11 protein-coding genes are annotated in these 17179 nt (G+C 68.1%); 7 read left to right on the plus strand and 4 right to left on the minus strand.

Annotated features, from left to right (window positions below; all coding sequences use genetic code 11):
* Positions 1-34: 34 nt before the first annotated feature.
* Complete coding sequence (gene uxaC, locus ACMGFG_RS03440; RefSeq protein ID WP_436928958.1) at positions 35-1402, minus strand: glucuronate isomerase; 1368 nt, start codon at positions 1400-1402, stop codon at positions 35-37.
* Positions 1403-1563: 161 nt separating this feature from the next.
* Here uxaC and ACMGFG_RS03445 point away from each other — a divergent pair, with 161 nt between their 5' ends.
* Positions 1564-2646, plus strand: a complete 1083-nt coding sequence (locus ACMGFG_RS03445; RefSeq protein ID WP_436928959.1) for an LLM class flavin-dependent oxidoreductase — start codon at positions 1564-1566, stop codon at positions 2644-2646.
* Between the two features lie 54 nt (positions 2647-2700).
* Here the strand turns inward: ACMGFG_RS03445 and ACMGFG_RS03450 are convergent, their stop codons facing one another.
* Both ACMGFG_RS03450 and ACMGFG_RS03455 read right to left on the minus strand, forming a co-directional pair.
* Complete coding sequence (locus tag ACMGFG_RS03450; protein WP_436928960.1) at positions 2701-3474, minus strand: IclR family transcriptional regulator; 774 nt, start codon at positions 3472-3474, stop codon at positions 2701-2703.
* Positions 3475-3904: 430 nt separating this feature from the next.
* Positions 3905-4990: a mannonate dehydratase gene (locus ACMGFG_RS03455; protein ID WP_436928961.1), complete on the minus strand. Its 1086-nt coding sequence runs from the start codon at positions 4988-4990 to the stop codon at positions 3905-3907.
* Between the two features lie 212 nt (positions 4991-5202).
* Here ACMGFG_RS03455 and ACMGFG_RS03460 point away from each other — a divergent pair, with 212 nt between their 5' ends.
* The 5 genes from ACMGFG_RS03460 (at position 5203) to ACMGFG_RS03480 (ending at position 13788) form a co-directional block, all read left to right on the plus strand.
* Positions 5203-6000, plus strand: coding sequence for a TIM barrel protein (locus ACMGFG_RS03460; RefSeq protein WP_436928962.1), 798 nt, complete (start codon positions 5203-5205; stop codon positions 5998-6000).
* Positions 6001-6003: 3 nt separating this feature from the next.
* The gene (locus tag ACMGFG_RS03465) at positions 6004-8532 is read left to right on the plus strand and encodes a glycoside hydrolase family 95 protein (RefSeq protein WP_436928963.1); all 2529 of its coding nucleotides are present in this window, start codon (positions 6004-6006) and stop codon (positions 8530-8532) included.
* A gap of 116 nt (positions 8533-8648) precedes the next feature.
* Entirely contained in the window at positions 8649-10103 is a 1455-nt protein-coding gene (locus ACMGFG_RS03470) for a family 4 glycosyl hydrolase (protein ID WP_436928964.1), read from the plus strand.
* A gap of 675 nt (positions 10104-10778) precedes the next feature.
* The gene (locus ACMGFG_RS03475; RefSeq protein ID WP_436928965.1) at positions 10779-11993 is read left to right on the plus strand and encodes a glycoside hydrolase family 11 protein; all 1215 of its coding nucleotides are present in this window, start codon (positions 10779-10781) and stop codon (positions 11991-11993) included.
* Positions 11994-12168: 175 nt separating this feature from the next.
* A complete protein-coding gene (locus ACMGFG_RS03480; protein ID WP_436928966.1) occupies positions 12169-13788 on the plus strand; it encodes a glycoside hydrolase family 11 protein in 1620 nt (539 codons plus the stop codon).
* Between the two features lie 91 nt (positions 13789-13879).
* Here ACMGFG_RS03480 and ACMGFG_RS03485 read toward each other — a convergent pair whose 3' ends face one another.
* Complete coding sequence (locus ACMGFG_RS03485; RefSeq protein WP_436928967.1) at positions 13880-15952, minus strand: alpha-glucuronidase family glycosyl hydrolase; 2073 nt, start codon at positions 15950-15952, stop codon at positions 13880-13882.
* Positions 15953-16182: 230 nt separating this feature from the next.
* Here ACMGFG_RS03485 and ACMGFG_RS03490 point away from each other — a divergent pair, with 230 nt between their 5' ends.
* Entirely contained in the window at positions 16183-17127 is a 945-nt protein-coding gene (locus ACMGFG_RS03490) for a hypothetical protein (RefSeq protein WP_436928968.1), read from the plus strand.
* Positions 17128-17179 lie beyond the last annotated feature (52 nt).

A 17179-nucleotide genomic window follows, 5' to 3' on the forward strand; every position in this document is an offset into this window, starting at 1 on the left:
GGTCGGAATCGCCCGGGCGGTGCGGCCCCGCCGCTCAGAAGCCGTACAGTTCCTTCGGGCGCTCGTAGGCGACGTGGTCGACCAGGTCCGCGGCCACGTCGAGTGGCATCTGCCCGCGCTCGACCTTCCTGCCGACGACGTTTGCGAGGGTGCGGCGGAACATCTCGAACCGCGAGTCGAAAGATAGCAGTTTCCGCGAGTCGCTGACCATCCCGGCGTGGTTGGCCAGCAGGTCGACGCTGCCGACGTAGTCGAGCTGGTGGTCCATCCCGAACGGGCTGTCGTTGAACCACCAGGCCGGACCGACGCTGACGTTCGAGTAGGCCCGCGCGAGCGTCGTCAGCGTCGGGTAGTGGCTCGGGTCGACGCAGTAGAGGATGATCTCCCCCTCCCCGTCGAAGCGGTCGAGGTAGTAGTCCAGTCCCTCCGCGATCTCGATATCGCCCGTGGACACGTCGCCGCCCGATGCAGCGCCGAGTTCGTCGTACAACTGTTCGCGGTAGTCCCGTAGCGCGCCGATGTGCAGTTGCGTGACCCAGTCGGTCTCGGCGTTCAGCTCACCGATGAACTCCAGGAGGTACGCCTGGAAGTCCTCGATCGCCCGCTCGGACAGCGACTCCCCGGCGCGGCGCCTGGCGTAGATCTCCGCGGCGCGTTCCTCGCTGACCGGCCGCGAGACGGGTTCGAGGATGCCCAGGTCGCTGGCCGCGCAGCCGTGCTCGTCGAAGTACTCGTGAGTGGCTTCCAGCGCGTCGAGATACCCCGCGAAGTCGTCGGTGTCGTACTCGGTGGCGTCCGCGAGGTCGTCGGCGAAGTCGACGAAGCCGGACTTCTGGATGTTGACGGCGGGGTCCGCGCGCCAGGTGGGACGGATGTCGACGCCCTCGACCTCGTCGACGGCCCGCTCGTGGTATTCGAGTTGCGATGTGGGGTTGTCCGTCGTCGCCAGGACCTCGACGTTCATCTCCCGCAGGAGTTCCTGCGGGCGCATGTCGTCGGCTTCGAGCTGGGCCTTCGTCTCCGCCCAGATCTCGTCGGCCGTGTCAGCGGAGACGGGCTGGTCGATGCCGAACCGGCGCTTCAGGTCGAGGTGGAGCCACTCGTAGACGGGGTTGCCCGCCATCTCCGGGACCACCTCGGCGAAGGCGGTCCACTTCTCGCGGTTGGAGGCGTCGCCGGTGATCAGCTCCTCGTCGACGCCGCGCTTGCGCATCATCGACCAGACGTAGTGGTCGGTCGCGCCCTGGACCTCCCAGATGTCCGCCCAGCCGTCGTTCTCGACGATCTCCACGATGTCGGCGTGGTTGTGCGGGTCGAGGATCGGTCGGTCCTCGATCTCGGCGTACAGCTCTCTGGCCGCGTCCGTTTCGAGCAGATAGGTTTCGTCGTCGAGGAAGCTCATGTCGTTCGAACCAACCGGCGATTCGCTCATAAAGGTAGCTGTCCCCGGTCGATTTCACCAGTCGGCTCCGGTCGCGTTCCCGTGCGGTCGCGCGGCGACGGAGCCCGAACACCGTTCGCGAAAGGGGCAACTATTTACTGCGATCGGGCGACGGTACGACCATGAGCGACAGAGAGCCCGAGGATCTGAACTTCGGGTGCCAGGTCGTGACGTACGGCGACGTGCAGGGAACGGTCGAGGACGCGGTCCGCGCGGAGGAGGCGGGCTTCGACATCATCACCGTCCCGGACCACCTCTTTCACCCCACGGGCTCCGAGGAGTTCCTCGTGGACCCGCCGTGGGAGGCCTTTACCGTCCTCGGTGCCATCGCCCAGCACACCGACGAGGCGATGCTGATGCCCGGGGTCACCGACTCGGTGCGGCGCCACCCGACCGAACTCGCCCACATCGGCGTGACGCTGGACCAGATGACCGACGGGCGGTTCGGCCTGGGGATCGGCGCCGGCGAGGCGTTCAACTTCACGCCCATCGAGGACATCGACTGGTCGGACCCGTTCGGCCGGTTCTCGGAGGCGTTCAAGGTGATCGACCGGCTGTGGGACTCGACGGCCGACGAGCCCGTCGACTTCGACGGGGAGTTCTACCAGCTGGAGGCCGCACACATGGGACTCAAGCCCGTGCAGGAGCCCCGGCCGCCGATGTGGGTCGGCGGGTACGGCAAGAGCATGCGCGGGTTCACCGGTGCGCTCGGGGACGGCTGGTTCCCGTGGATCCACGCGCCCGAACAGTACGAGGAAGACCTCCAGCGTGTCCTCGACGTGGCCGAGGACCGCGGGCGCGACCCCGACGACATCGACCGGGCGGTCATGATCCCGACGACGGTCTCCGAGGACGGCGATGCGGCCCGCGAGGCGGCCATCGAGCGCAACCGGACGAGCCTGGCGCTGCGGCCGCCGCTGCTCGCGAAGATGGGCTACGAGGACATCGCCGACGAGACGCCGATCATGTTCGAGATGGCCTTCGACGAGGAGCAGGAGGAACGACTCCTGAACGCGGCCGAGAAGGTCCCCGACGAGGCGGTCGACGCGGTGACCGTCTCCGGGACGCCCGAGGAGGCCATCGCCGACCTGGAACGCTGGGTCGAGGCCGGGCTGGACAACGTCGTCCTCATCCCGGTCGGCGACTACGAGGAGACCCTGACCCACTACGAGGAGACCATCATCCCGCACTTCCGCGGGGAGTAAGGGGAGCGTACCGGGGGCGTTCGCGCGCCGCGGTGAGCGGTCATGCGTCCGCTCTCAGTCGTAGGCGTACTTCACTTCGACGACGTTGACGGTGTTTCGGATCTCCGGCAGGATCTCGTCCTCGATGCGGTCGTCGTCGAGGCGTTCCTTGGGACCGGAGACGGAGATCGACCCGACCACGTCGTCCTCGACGAGGACCGGGCTGGCGACCGACCGGATCCCCTCACGGCGCTCCTCGTCCTCGATCGAGTAGCCGCGGTTCGCGATGCGCGCGAGTTCGCGGTCTAGCCGGTCGCGGTCGGTGATCGTGTGCCGGGTGGCTTCCGGCAGCCCGTAGGTGTCGACGATATCGTCGACGTAGTCGGCGGGGAGGTGTGCGAGGATAGCCTTGCCGAGGGCGGTCCAGTGCATCTCGGTGTGTTCACCGATCGGCGCGTTGTCGTAGACGGCCTCGGTCCCTTCGGCCTGGTAGAGGATGACCCGCTGACCGTTCTCCTCGATCCCGAGGTTCGCAACCTCGCCCGTGGAGTCGGCGAGCGCGTCGATCTCGGACTTCGTCGCGCGGTAGACGTTCCGGCGCTGGCGTACCGCGACGCCGTCCCGGAGGAACCGACAGCTCAGCCGGTAGCCGTCGCTCCCCTGGACGACGTACCCCACCGACTGCAGCGTCTGCAGGTGCGAGTGGGCGGTACTCGTCGGGATCGACAGCGCCGTCGCCACGTCGTCGATCCGAACGGTTCCCTGCTCGCGCATGACCTCGACGACCGCGAAGGCCCGCTCGACGGCCCCGATCGCGTCGTCGTTCGCACCCGGTTCGGTGATTCCCATACAGTCTGTACAGATTCGCCGGTGATAAAATCTACTGATGTTGGAAACGCTGCGCCAAATTACAGTTCTATACCTGTGTTTCGAATCTACCCCTATAGCGCGTTACCAACCCTCACGGATGCACATCTACGGGAACTGTCAGCCGCCTGTAGCGGGGTTGTTTATAATCATTATTGGTGCCGCTACTGTTCCATCATCAGTGGAACTACTGTGTGAGCGAGTCACGATGATTCCGAACGACCGGTCCGTGACAGGCGCAGACGGTCGGCTTCCGTTCCGACAGACGGAACGGATCACGCTCAGAAAGTAAATTTCTGTTCAGATTTCATGAACGTGCCGCGGTCAGACGGCCGATTCCTGTTTCGATGGCCAGAACCCGTCACAGTCAGGCGGTTACCGAGGGTCGGACGGGGGCACCAGACGCACCGAGTCAGTCCTGGGCGACGATGCCGGCGCCGGCGTCGCGTGCCGCCTGTTCGGCGCGCATCGCTTTCAGCATCCCGCGGAGGTAGCCGACGGTGTAGGCGCGACCGCGGTGCTCCCAGTCGGTGTCGCCCTCCAGGTGGGGGGTGTGGTCGGGGATCATCATGCCCGAGAAGCCGACATCGTCGAGGAGCCTGAGGAGCTCGTACTCGTCGTAGTTGCCCTCGTCGATGAAGTCCTCGGAGAAGTTCGGGACGGTCCCCGACACGTCGCGGAAGTGGACGTAGAAGATCTCGTCGCGCTCGCCGAAGTAGCGGATCACCTCGTCCAGCGGCTCGCCCATCTCCGACCAGCAGCCGAGACAGAGTTCCAGCCCGTGGTGGTCGGTGTCGCGGTAGTTCATCGCCCGCTTGAAGTTCTCGAAGTTGCGGAACAGCTGGGGGATCCCGCCCAGCTTCTCCATCGGCGGGTCGCTCGGGTGGAGACACAGCTTGACACCGGCCTCCTCCGCCACGGGCAGGATCTCGTCGAGGAAGTACTCGTAGTTGTCCCACAGCTCCTCCTCCGTGTACTCCCGGTCGTGGGTGAGTTCGTCGATGTCGGCCTCGTCGGCGTCGAAGACCGAGACCTCGGCGCCGCCACGGGTGGTCGTCCAGCCGGTGCGCCAGACGCCCGCGGGCGCCCAGTGGTAGCCGAAGATGGGGATACCCGCCTCGCCCATGTTGCGGATCGTCCGCTTCATCTTCTCCATCTGTTCGTCGCGTTTCGGCCCGTCGAGCATGATGTCCTCGTAGAAGGAGACGGGGACGTTCTCGATGGCGTTGAGCCGCACGCCCTCCGCTTCGACCCGCTCGCGGAGTTCGCGGAGGTTCTCCGCGGACCACTCGCCGTCGCCGATCAGCGGCACCCGTTCGTCGTCGGGCATGTGTTCGTAGTCCGGCTCGTCGACCTGGTACATGTTCAGCAGGATGTCGTCGGCACCGAGTTGCTTGATGTATCGCAGCCGCTCGGGTGCCGGGTCCATGAACTGGCCCGCGCCGACCCGCATCGGCAAGTCCTCGAACGAACTCGGCTCGTCGCTGTCGGTCGCCATACGCCCCGTACCGGAGGCGGCGTTATAAATCTCGTTACCCGAGTCCCGGTCCGGACCGCCGCGAGGCGTGGATTCAAGAGCCACCCGGCGCTTGCTCGGCCCATGCCACGCATCGCCGCGCGCCGCGCCCGCCCGCTCGCCCGTTCGACCGCCGCCCGCCGAGGAGTTCCGGCGGCTCCGACGGCCGTCACCACACGGGAGGTGACCGTCTGATGGTCGAGTTCGCCGCCAACGCCGGGATCGTCGCCGACGACGGCGAGACGGTCGCCGACGGGGTCGAACGGGCCGGCGCCCTCGGCGTCGACGCCGTCGAGTTCTTCGACTGGGAGGGCGCCGACCTCGACGCCGTCCGCGCCGCCGCGGACGAACACGGCGTCGAGATCGCCGGGATCCTCGCCGCCGGCGCCGGGTCGAACATCGACGACCGCGACGCGCCCGCGGCGGTCAACCCCTACGACCGCGAGACCGCGGTGGGCGACATCGAGCGGTCGCTCGACGCCGCCGCCGAGGTCGGCGCCGACTGCCTGATCGTCACAGTCGGTCCCGACCAGGGAGGGTTCGGCCACGACACCCAGCGGCGGGCGCTCGAACGCGTCCTCGCCGACGCGGCGCCCGCCGCCGAGGACGCCGGCGTCACGGTCGTGATCGAGCCGCTCAACACCGTCGTCGACCATCCCGGCTACTTCCTCGAATCCTCCCGGGAGGCGTTCGACATCACTCGCTCGGTGGGCAGCGACCGGGTGCAGGTCCTCTTCGACGCCTACCACCAGCAGATCACCGAGGGCGACGTGATCCGTAACCTTCGGGAGAACATCGACCAGGTCGGGCACGTCCACGTCGCCGACAACCCGGGGCGCACCGAGCCGGGGAGCGGCGAGATGGCCTACGGCAACGTCTTCGACGCGCTCGACGAGGCGGGCTACGAGGGCTACGTCGGCATGGAGTTCTTCGCGACCAGCGAGGGGACGAGCCTGGCCGAGGGGATCCGCGGGACGCTGGAGCTGGACTGACCGATGCCGGGACAGGGATCCGCCCCGGACTTCGACTCGGACTCGAATCCGGATTCCGACCTGGACTCGAACCCGGACCCGGGATCGGACCACGACGACCGGCTGTGGTACGACGCGCCGGCGGCCGAGTGGGTCGAGGCGCTCCCGGTCGGCAACGGCCGCCTCGGCGGGATGGTCCACGGGCGCCCGGCGCGCGAGCGCGTGGCGCTCAACGACGACCGGCTGTGGGCCGGTCACCACGCCGACCGGACGCCTTCGGGGGGGCCCGACGACCTCGACGCCGTGCGCGAGTGCCTGTGGGACGGCGAGTTCGAGCGCGCCCAGCGACTGTGCAACGAGTTCTTCGTCACCGACACCACCGGTGTTCAACCGTACCAGCCGCTGGGCGACCTCCTGCTCGACTGTCCGGGCCACGACGACCCCGCCGAGTACCGGCGGAGTCTGGACCTCCGTGAGGGGGTCTCGCGGGTCGAATACACCGTCGATGGAACGCGCTTCGAGCGCGAGTGCTTCGCGAGCGCGCCCGACGGCGTGTTCGCGGTTCGGATCGAGGCCGACGAACCCGGTGCGGTCGACGCGCGGGTCCGGCTGGACCGCGACCGCTCGGCCCGCGCGACGGTCGTCGACGACACCGTCGTCCTCCGGGGACAGGTGATCGACCCCCCGGGCGACGACGAGTCGGTCGAACCCGGCGGCTGGGGCCAGAGGTTCGAGGGCCGGGCACGGGTCCACGCCGAGGGCGGCGCCGTCGCGGCGGCCGCCGACGAGGAGGCGCCGTCGATCGGCGCTGGCGATGGCCGTTCGGAGTCCGACCCGGACGAGGACGACGGGATAGTCGTCGCGGGCGCCGACGCGGTGACGGTCGTCGTCGCGGCCGCCGTCGCGCCCTCCGACGGGGACCCCCGCGACGAGTGTCGGGAGACGCTCGCCGCGGTCGCGGGCGACGACTACGCCGCGCTCCGCGAGCGCCACGTCGCCGACCACCGCGAACGGATGGACCGGGTCGACCTCGACCTGGGCGCGCCGGTCGACGCGCCGACCGACGAACGGCTCGACCGGGTGCGCGACGGCGAGCGCGACACGCACCTCGCACAGCTGTACTTCCAGTACGGCCGGTATCTCCTGCTCGGGTCCTCGCGACCGGGGACGCTGCCGGCCAACCTCCAGGGGATCTGGAACGAGGAGCACCACCCGCCGTGGGACTCCGATTTCACCCTGGACGTGAACCTGGAGATGAACTACTGGCACGCCGAGGTAGCCAACCTCGCCGAGTGCGCCGACCCGCTGGTCGAATACGTCGACGACCTTCGCAAACCCGGCCGCGAGACGGCCAGCGAGCGCTACGGCTGCGAGGGCTTTTGCGCCCACCTCCACAGCGACCGCTGGCACACGACGAGCCAGACCGCCGACGCCCACTGGGGCCACTGGCCGATGGGCGCCGCCTGGCTCTGTCAAAATCTCTGGGAGCACTACACCTTCTCCGGCGACCGCGCCGACCTCGAGCGGATCTACCCGGTCCTCCGCGAGGCCGCCGAGTTCCTGCTGGACTACCTGGTCGAGCATCCCGAGGAGGACTGGCTCGTCACGGCGCCGTCGGCCTCGCCGGAGAACCAGTTCCGGACCGCGGACGGCCAGGAGGCGACCACCTGCGTGATGCCGACGATGGATATCCAGCTCACCCGGGACCTGTTCGGCCACTGCATAGAGGCCGCCGACGCGCTCGACCGGGACGCGGAGTTCGCCGCCGAGCTGGCCGAGGCCCTCGACCGGCTCCCGCCGATGGGAGTCACCGAGCACAGCGGACTGCGGGAGTGGCTCGAAGACTGCGAGGAGGTCAATCCGGGCCACCGCCACGTCTCGCACCTCTTCGGCTACTACCCGGCGGACGTGCTGCACGACGGCGATGGTGGGGTTACCACCGACGGCCGTCCGGATGCGGCCGACCTCGCACTCGATCCCGAGGAGTTCGACGAGGCGGTCCGGGCGTCGCTGGAGCGGCGGCTCGACCACGGCGGCGGCCACACGGGCTGGTCCTGCGCGTGGACGATCGCGCTGTTCGCCCGCCTCGGCGACGGCGAGGCCGTCGGCGAGCACGTCCGGAAACTCCTCGCCGACTCGACGTACGACTCGCTGCTGGACGCCCACCCGCCCTTCCAGATCGACGGCAACTTCGGCGGGACCGCGGGGATCGCGGAGGCGCTCGTCCAGAGCCACGGCGGGACGATCCGCTTGCTCCCCGCGCTCCCCGAGACGTGGGACGAGGGGTCCGTCTCGGGACTTCGCGCTCGCGGGGGGTTCGAGGTCGACGTGGCCTGGAGCGACGGGACGCTCGACGCGGCCACGGTCCGCGCCGGGCGCGACGGGACCTGCCGGATCGCGGCGTCCGACCGTATCGAGGCGGTCGAGACCGCCGACGGCGAATCAGTCGAACTCTCCCGAGTGGAAGGGACCGCCCGCTCGGGGGAGAACGATATCGTCGAGTTCAGCGTGTCGGCCGCCGAGTCGTACGGTCTCGTGGTCGACAGCGGCTGACGCGGCGGGTCGACGGATAGCGAACACCGATCCCCCGGGCGCACGCGCCGCTAGGCGACGCGGTTCCGCTCTCCGCGACCCAAGTTCTTAACCGTGGGCGTGAGAACCCTCAGTCGATGGCACCAGACGCGACACACGCCGAGCAGCCGATAGACCGGAGTGACCTCGATATCGCCTACATCGGCGGCGGGAGCCGCCAGTGGGCGCCGAACCTCATCCAGGACCTGGCCCTCTCGGAGTTCGACGGCCACGTGCGCCTCTACGACACCAACCAGGAGGCCGCCGAGACCAACGCAGAGTTCGGCAACTGGGTCCAGGACGACCCCGACGCCACCGCCGAGTGGTCCTACGAAGCCGTCGGCTCGCTGGAGGACGCGCTCGCGGGCGCCGACGCGGTGATCCTCTCGACGCAGTACGACCCCCGCGAGACGTTCGTCCACGACCTGCGGATCCCCAAAGAGTACGGCATCTACGGGGCGGTCGCCGCCACCATCGGCCCGGGCGGCATCTTCCGGGCGATGCGCACCATCCCCGTGTTCCGCCGGTTCGCCGCCGCGATCCGCGAACACTGCCCCGACGCCTGGGTGTTCAACTACACCAACCCCGTCCACTTCGTCACCCGCGCGCTGTACGACGAGTACCCCGATATCAACGCCCTCGGTCTCTGTCACGAGGTGCTGGGCACGCGCTGGCACCTCGCGATGCTCGCCGAGGAGGAACTGGGCATGGGCGCCGAGCGCGCCGACATCGAGGTCAACGTCAAGGGGATCAACCACTTCACGTGGGTCGACGAGGCCCGCTGCAACGGCGTCGACCTGTGGCCGCTGCTGGAGGAGCTAAAGGACGGCGAGCGTGGGAGCAAGCGGTTCACCTACGACGACCTGGCCGAGGAGAGCGTCTTCACCGACAACTGGCAGGTCACCTGGGAGCTGTTCCGCCGGTTCGGCGTCCTCCCGGCCGCGGGCGACCGCCACCTGATCGAGTACGCCACCTCGTTCATCGCCGACGGGCAGGACTCGCTCAACCACTGGGGCGTCCGCCGCACCGACGCCGACTACCGCGCGAAACACTGGACGCCCGCCGAGTCCAAGCAGACCACCAACGTCGAGGGCTGGATGGAGGGCGAACGCGAGTTCGAACTCGAATCGTCAGGCGAGGAGTTCCTCGACATCCTCGAGGGGCTGACCGGCGACGGCCCCTACGTGACCAACGTCAACCTGCCCAACACGGGGCAGGTGTCGGACATCGAGCAGGGCCCGGTCGTCGAGACGAACGCGGTCGTCCGGGACAACCAGGTCAAGCCGGTCAACGCCGGCGGGTTCCCGCGGCCCGTCCGCAGCATGGTCCAGGGCCACGTCGACACCATCGAGACGGTCATCGAGGCCGCCCGCACGGGCGACGTGGACATGGCCTTCCAGGGCTTCTCGGTCGACAACCAGGTCCAGACGCTCACGCCCGACGAGTCACGCGAGCTGTTCGGCGAACTGTTCGCCGCCGAGATCGAGTTCCTCGACGACTGGAACGTCGACGACTCCGACGTGCTCGCGAAGGCCGACACGTTCGACGCCTGAGCGGCGCGTCCAGCCGTATCCGACGCTGGACTGTCCCCACGTCCTCCGGGTCCGACCACGGGTCTTTCATCATCATAGTTGTCCGATCGCCGCGCAGTGTTCTCTATCACAACATGTTGTTCGTTCTGTGGGGTAAATCGTTCTCTATTCGGGAATTTCGTTCTCCAGTCGAGTGGCCGCTTCGAGTCGTCCGTTCGCCCCACGGCACTGGACGCTCGACCTGTTCCTCCCGGGCGTCCGTCCGTCGCACGTCGTTCTCCGCTCGCTCCGCCTCGTTCTCCGTTCGATCCGGTCACCGGCTCTGCGACATTGAACCAGTCGCCCGTTGGTACAATACTGGACAGATGATTGAAGAACATAATACGTTGAAATAAAATTTAACTCCACCACACCACACGTCGGAAGTGCGAGGGTGGAACTGTGGCACGAGGTGGCAACACACACTCCGGTTGACCACAGCGGGAAACACTCCGATCGACACAGTCCCGCGGTTTGAGAGCCGTGGCGCATTCCCACTTCGCCTCCGGAACCCGGCCGGCTCTCACGGTCGACGGCCCGTGGCGATAGTAGTTAGTTCTAAAACATGTAAACTAGTTATATAGTGTTTTAATGTTAGTTATAATTGCTAATGTTTATTTACTTCCCGGGTGTCGGAGCGGGTGCGGCAGTGGTAACATGGTACGCGATACTGGCGACAGCGGCAGTGGCGAATCGGCATCCGACGGATCGGCGAACTTCGACCGGCGGGCCTTCATGAAGGCGGCGGGCGCCGCCGCGGCGACAGGGCTCGGCGTGGGCGCGACGGCGAGCCCGGCCGCCGCCGACATCACGTCGAACCAGACGGGCAACGACGGCGGATACTTCTACTCGTTCTGGACCAACGCCGAGGGGACGGTGACGATGAACCTCGGGGACGGCGGCAACTACAGCGTCGACTGGTCGGACACGGGTAACTTCGTCTGCGGCAAGGGCTGGGAGACCGGCGCGGCCCGGACCGTCGACTACACGGCCAACTACAGCCCTTCGGGCAACTCCTACCTGTGTCTGTACGGGTGGACGACCGACCCCCTCGTCGAGTACTACATCATCGAGAACCACGGCAGCTACCGTCCCGAACACGACTACAAGGGGACCGTCAACACCGACGGCGGCACGTACGACATCTACGAGTCGCTGCGGGAGAACAAACCCTCTATCGAGGGGGAGGCGACGTTCCCGCAGTACTGGAGCGTCCGACAGAACACCCGGTCGAGCGGGACGATCACGACGAGCAATCACTTCGACGCCTGGGAGAGCAACGGCATGAACATGGGCAGCCACGACTACCAGATCGTGGCCACCGAGGGCTACCAGTCCAGCGGCTCCTCCGAGGTCTGGGTCGGCGCTGACGGCGGAGGCGGCGGTGGCGGCGGTGGCGGCGGCGGTTCCGGCGGCGACGACGGCGGGAGCGGCTCGACCGGCTCGCTCCAGAGCGGTACCTACAGCATCCAGAACGTCAACAGCGGCAAGGCGATGGACGTGACCGGTCAGTCGACCGAGGACGGCGCCAACGTCCAGCAGTACAGCTACTGGGGCGGCTCCAACCAGCAGTGGAACGTCACCGACACCGGCAACGGGTACAAGATCGAGAACGTCAACAGCGGCAAGGTACTGGACGTGTCCGGCGCCTCGACCGACGACGGGGCCAACGTCCAGCAGTACACCGACTACGGCAACGACAACCAGCGGTTCCACATCCACGACCAGGGCGGCGGCCAGTACCACATCCAGCCCGTCCACAGCGAGAAGGCCGTCGAGGTCGAGGGCTCGTCGGGCAGCGACGGCGCCAACGTCCAGCAGTACAGCTGGTCCGGCAACGGCAACCAGCTCTGGACGTTCGAGTCGGTCTGAGGCCCGCTCTGACCGCCCCGACGGTCGGTTCTCCCCTCCGGCTTCCGTTTCGTCCGCCGCGCCGAATAGTTACATAGTCTACATCTATCACGCGAACAATCATTTTAACGTTCGTTGTAATCGACAATTTTTATCCCGGCAGGGGGAGAGGGTGTGGACGCGGTTGTGCAATACGATGGCACACGACACTGGTGGTAACGGCAGTGGTGAATCGACATCGAACGACATCCTGGACATGGACCGGCGCGACTACGTGAAGGCGGTGGGGGCCGCCGCGGCGACGGGGCTCGGACTCGGGGGGTCGGCGGGAGCGGCCGCCGCCCACGACGAGACGATCACGTCGAACCAGACCGGGACCCACGACGGGTACTTCTACTCGTTCTGGACCAACGCCGAGGGGACGGTGACGATGACGCTCGGGACGGCGGGCAACTACGAACTGGAGTGGAACGACACGAACAGCACGGTCTGTGGCCTGGGCTGGGAGACCGGGGCACGCCGGAACGTCGAGTACGACGCGACGTTCGATCCGGGTAGCAACGGCTACCTGTGCCTGTACGGGTGGACGACCGACCCGCTCGTGGAGTACTACATCATCGAGGACCACGGCCCCTACCAGCCGGGGGACTCGTTCCAGGGCACGGTCGACACCGACGGCGGGACCTACGACATCTACACCTCCCAGCGGACCAACGCCCCCTCGATCGAGGGGACGGCGACGTTCCCGCAGTACTGGAGCATCCGCCAGTCGGGACGGACCAGCGGGACCATCACGACCGGCAACCACTTCGACGCGTGGGCCGACAACGGCATGGACATGGGCAGCCACGACTACCAGATCATGGCCACGGAGGCCTACCAGTCCACGGGCAGTTCCGACGTCTACGTCGGCACCGCCGGCGGGGGCGACGGTGGCGGCGACGACGGGGGGTCCGGTGACGACGGGTCCGGCGGCGACGGCGGCAGCGGGACCCAGCAGCCGTACAGCGGGACGCCACACGCGATCCCCGGCCGGATCCAGGCCGAGGAGTACGACGAGGGGGGCCCGGGGGTCGCCTACAGCGACAACACGTCGGAGAACGAGGGCGGCGCGTTCCGCACCGACGAGGGGGTCGACATCTCCTCGAACTCGGCCGGCTCGGGCTACTCGATCGGCTACATCGAGTCCGGCGAGTGGGTCGAGTACACCGTCGACGTCGAGCAGGCCGGCGACTACACGATGGACGCGCTCGTCGCCTCGGACTCCGGCGGCGGCGCGTTCCACGTCGAGGTCGACGGACAGGACGTCTCCGGGACCGTCAGCTTCGGCGCCACCGGCGGCTGGGACTCCTGGGAGACCGTCTCGACCTCCGGCGTCTCGCTCGACGCCGGCGAGCAGGTCCTCCGCGTCTCGATGGACGAGTCGTGGTGGGACCTGAACTACCTCGACTTCTCGCTCGACGGCTCCGGCGGCGGTGGCGACGACGGCGACGGTGGCGACGACGGCGACGGTGGCGACGACGGCGGCGACAGCGGCGGTGACGGCGGCGGAACGAGCGGCGACCTCGTCGCGGAGATCGACCCGAGCACCACCTCGGCGTCGGTCGGCGACCGCGTCAGCTTCCGCGTGACCGACACCACCGACTCGGGCAACTGGATCGACTCGCTGTCGTGGAGCCTGGGCAACGGCGAGACCGGCTCCGGCTGGTACGCCGACACCACCTACGACTCGGCGGGCTCCTACACCGTCGAACTCGACGCGACCAACAACGAGGGGACGACCACGACCGACACCGTCACGGTCGACGTGTCGTAATCGGTCGCCCGGACCGCATCGACCGACCCTCCCGGGTCGAACCGCGCTCTGTGCCCTTTCTCCCGAGGCGGACCGGCAGCCGGGAGGCCGCTCAGTCCTCGCGAGGGACCCGGCCCTGCTCGTCCGGGATCGCCGCGTACTCGTAGAAGTGCTCGGCGAGCCGGTCGCGCCAGACCCCGGCGTGTTCGACCTGCTCGTCGAAGCGCTCGGCGACGTGACGGAACCGCTCCTCGTCGACCTCGCCCTCCAGGGTCCGCCACTCGTCGCGCAGCCGCTGGACCTCCTCGACGCCGGCGAAGAGGTTGTCGTACAGCGTCTGGATCACGGTGCGCCCGTCCGCCAGTTCGTGGTCCCAGGGGAGGTGATGGAAGAACAGGAGCAGTTCCTCCGGGCAGCTCTCGGGGTCGTCGTACATGTCGGCGAGCGCGTCGGGGTACTGCTGGGCGTAGCCGTTGCCCTTCGAGTTCCGGTCCTTGCCGATGCCGTCCTCGGTGATGCCGGTGTAGCCCGGCCACTCCTCGGGACCGGGGTCGTAGTGGTTCTCGAGGTAGGCGCTGCCGTTGTACATCATGTGCATGAGCCCGATGCCGCCGGTCGAGTAGTCGATGACCGCCGGCCACGTGCCGTGCATGATCTCCGTGACGGTCTCGACCACGTCGGGGTCGGTGCCGAACGTCTGTTTGACCCACTCGTCGGTGATCTCCTCGGTACTCAGGTCCGGGTCCCACGCCAGGCGGCCGTAGCCGTAGAGGTTCGCCTGCGCGAGGTAGTGCCCGGTCCAGCTTCTGTCCTCGCCGGGCCCGCCGACGCCGGCCATTCCGGTCCCGGGGTCGGTGAACAGGTCCTTGACCTGCTTGCCGTGACCCTCGGGGTCGGTGTCGAACTCCAGGACCTCCTTCCACATCGGGACGTGGTAGCAGGCGTGGACGTGCTGGCCGGTGTACTCGCCGGTGATCTGGAGTTCGAGTCCCAGGTCCGTCTCCGGCATCTGGCCGAAGACCGGCGAGACCGGTTCCCGGGGCTGGAAGTCGATGGGACCGTTCTTGACCTGGATCGTGACGTTGTCGTGGAACTCGCCGTCGAGCGGTTCGAAAGTGTCGTACTGCTGGACGGCGCGGTCCTTGTGGCTCCCGTAGACGAACGCCCGCCACCAGACGCGGCCGCCGTGCGGTTCCAGCGCCTCGGCGAGGACGTTCGCGCCGTCGACGTGGTCGGCGTCGTAGTTGTAGGGGCCGGGCTGGCCCTCGGAGTCGGCCTTCACGAGGAACCCGCCGAAGTCGGGGATCAGGTCGTACACCTCGTCCGCTTTCTCGGCCCACCACTCGGCGACCTCTGGGTCGTTGGGGTCGGAGGTGTCGAGGTCGCCGACCTTCTCCGGCGCGCCGAAGTTGACCGAGAGGTAGGTCCGAATGCCGTACCGCCGGAACAGCGACGCGAGTCCGGTGAGGTTTTCGAGGTGTCGTGACTCCAGCAGTCGCCACCCCTCCAGCTCCTCCATCGCGTCGCTGGCGGACTCGCGGCCGGGGATCTGGGTGTTGACGTTGTTGAGGACGATGCCGTTGATCCCGACGGAGGCGAGCAAGCGCGCGTAGTCGCGGTACCGTTCGCGCAGGTCCGGCAGCCGCTCGAAGTCGAAGATCGACTGGCCGGCGTAGCCACGCTCCATCGACCCGCGGAACGGATTGTCCCAGTGGTTGATCAGCCGGTCCGGCGAGGCCGGTTCCTCGACGATGTCCACGTCCGCGATAGACTCGTGGGTGGCCATCAGTCGCAGCAGGTGGAACGTGCCGTAGACCAGCCCGCGGTCGGAGGAGGCACTGACGACGAGCGTGTCGATCCCCTCCCACTCGCCGGTCGTGATCACGTACCCCCCTTCGTCGAGGTCGGCGACCCGGTCCTCGTCGACGGCCTGTGCCACCACGTCCATGTCGCCGGGCGTCCCGACGGCGAGGAAGCCGTCGACGGTCCGGGGCGGGTGCTGCCAGAGGTGGGGGTCACGCCCGAGCAGCCCGCCGAGACCGCGCCGCAGTTCCTCGCGCACCGCGCCGAGTTCGCGGGACTCCTCGGCGACGTACGCGTGCGAACAGAGCCGGCGGTAGGACTCGCGGAGGTCGCCCTCGGGGACCTCCTCGTACCGGAGCCAGCAGTCGTCGTACTCTTGCATACGCTACTCCGATCCGCGGGACCCACCAAAACGATGACGACGCGCGCCCGCCGCCGGTGGCCGGAACCGTGACATCCCCGCCCGGGAGTACGTCGAGCTCCGACGGCTGTCCCTCAGTCGGCGGAGACGCTGTCGGACCGGAGTCGGTCGGCGGTGGCGCCGCGGTCCGTTCTCATCGCTGAGAAACGAGTACCAACGCTTTTGACGCGGATCCGCCGATACCGAGGTATATGGAAACACCGACAACGGGCGGCCCGGGACGCGAGCGCGGTCCGGGGGACGAACCGGACCGGCGGGTGACGACCCGTCGGTCGCTGCTCGGGGCGCTGGCGATCTCGGGGGCCACCGGGGTCTCGGGCTGTCTCGGTTTCGGGGGCGACAGCGGGGACGACGAGCCGGACGGTGGCGGTTTCAGAACGGTCGGCCCGGAGGGCGGGCCCGAGCCGACGCCCACGCCGGACCCGGACGGGACGCCGGAGTCCGGTCGGACGGCTCCCCCTCCCGACCAGCCGACCGAGACGCCGACGGCGACGCCGACGACGACGACACCCGCAGGGACCGACTCGGCAGGCGACGAGTGGCCGTCGGTCGACGATCCCTACTACAGCGCGCTGCAGGACGACCTCGCGGCGATGGACGTACCGCCCGGCGAGTTCGTCTACGCCGACAACGAGGCGGACACGCTGGACGCGTTCCAGATCTGGACGGACATCGCCGAGACCTCGTCGCTCTCGGTGGCCGACGACCGGCCGTTCTCGGCCGCCCGCCGGGTCGAGGTGACCGAGGAACCGGACAACCCGTGGGACGTGACGATGAACGGCCAGGTCAACAACCGGTCGGTGACGGAGGGCGACGTGTTGCTCGGGGTCGTCCACCTCAGGGTGCCCATCTCGAGCCCGACGGACTCGACGATCCAGTTCGTCGCGAAGGACGACGACAACCCCCGGACGAACATGGTCGCGACCCGACAGCGTGTCACGCCGCCGACCGAGTGGACCCGCTACTACGTCCCGATGCAGTGGAGCTACGACTCCGAGGCCGGGACCTGGTGGTGGGAGCTGTTCCACGGCTTCGGCGTGCAGACGACCGACGTGGGCGGGATCGCGCTCGTCGACTTCGACCGGGCGGCGAAGATCGAGGACCTCCCCAGCGGCCCGGTCGCCGCCGACGAGTGAGCGGCGGGGGCGGACCGGGTCCGGGCACGGTCCGGACGGACACCGAAAGTTT

Source organism: Halosimplex halobium (assembly GCF_051414055.1).
Taxonomy (GTDB): domain Archaea; phylum Halobacteriota; class Halobacteria; order Halobacteriales; family Haloarculaceae; genus Halosimplex; species Halosimplex halobium.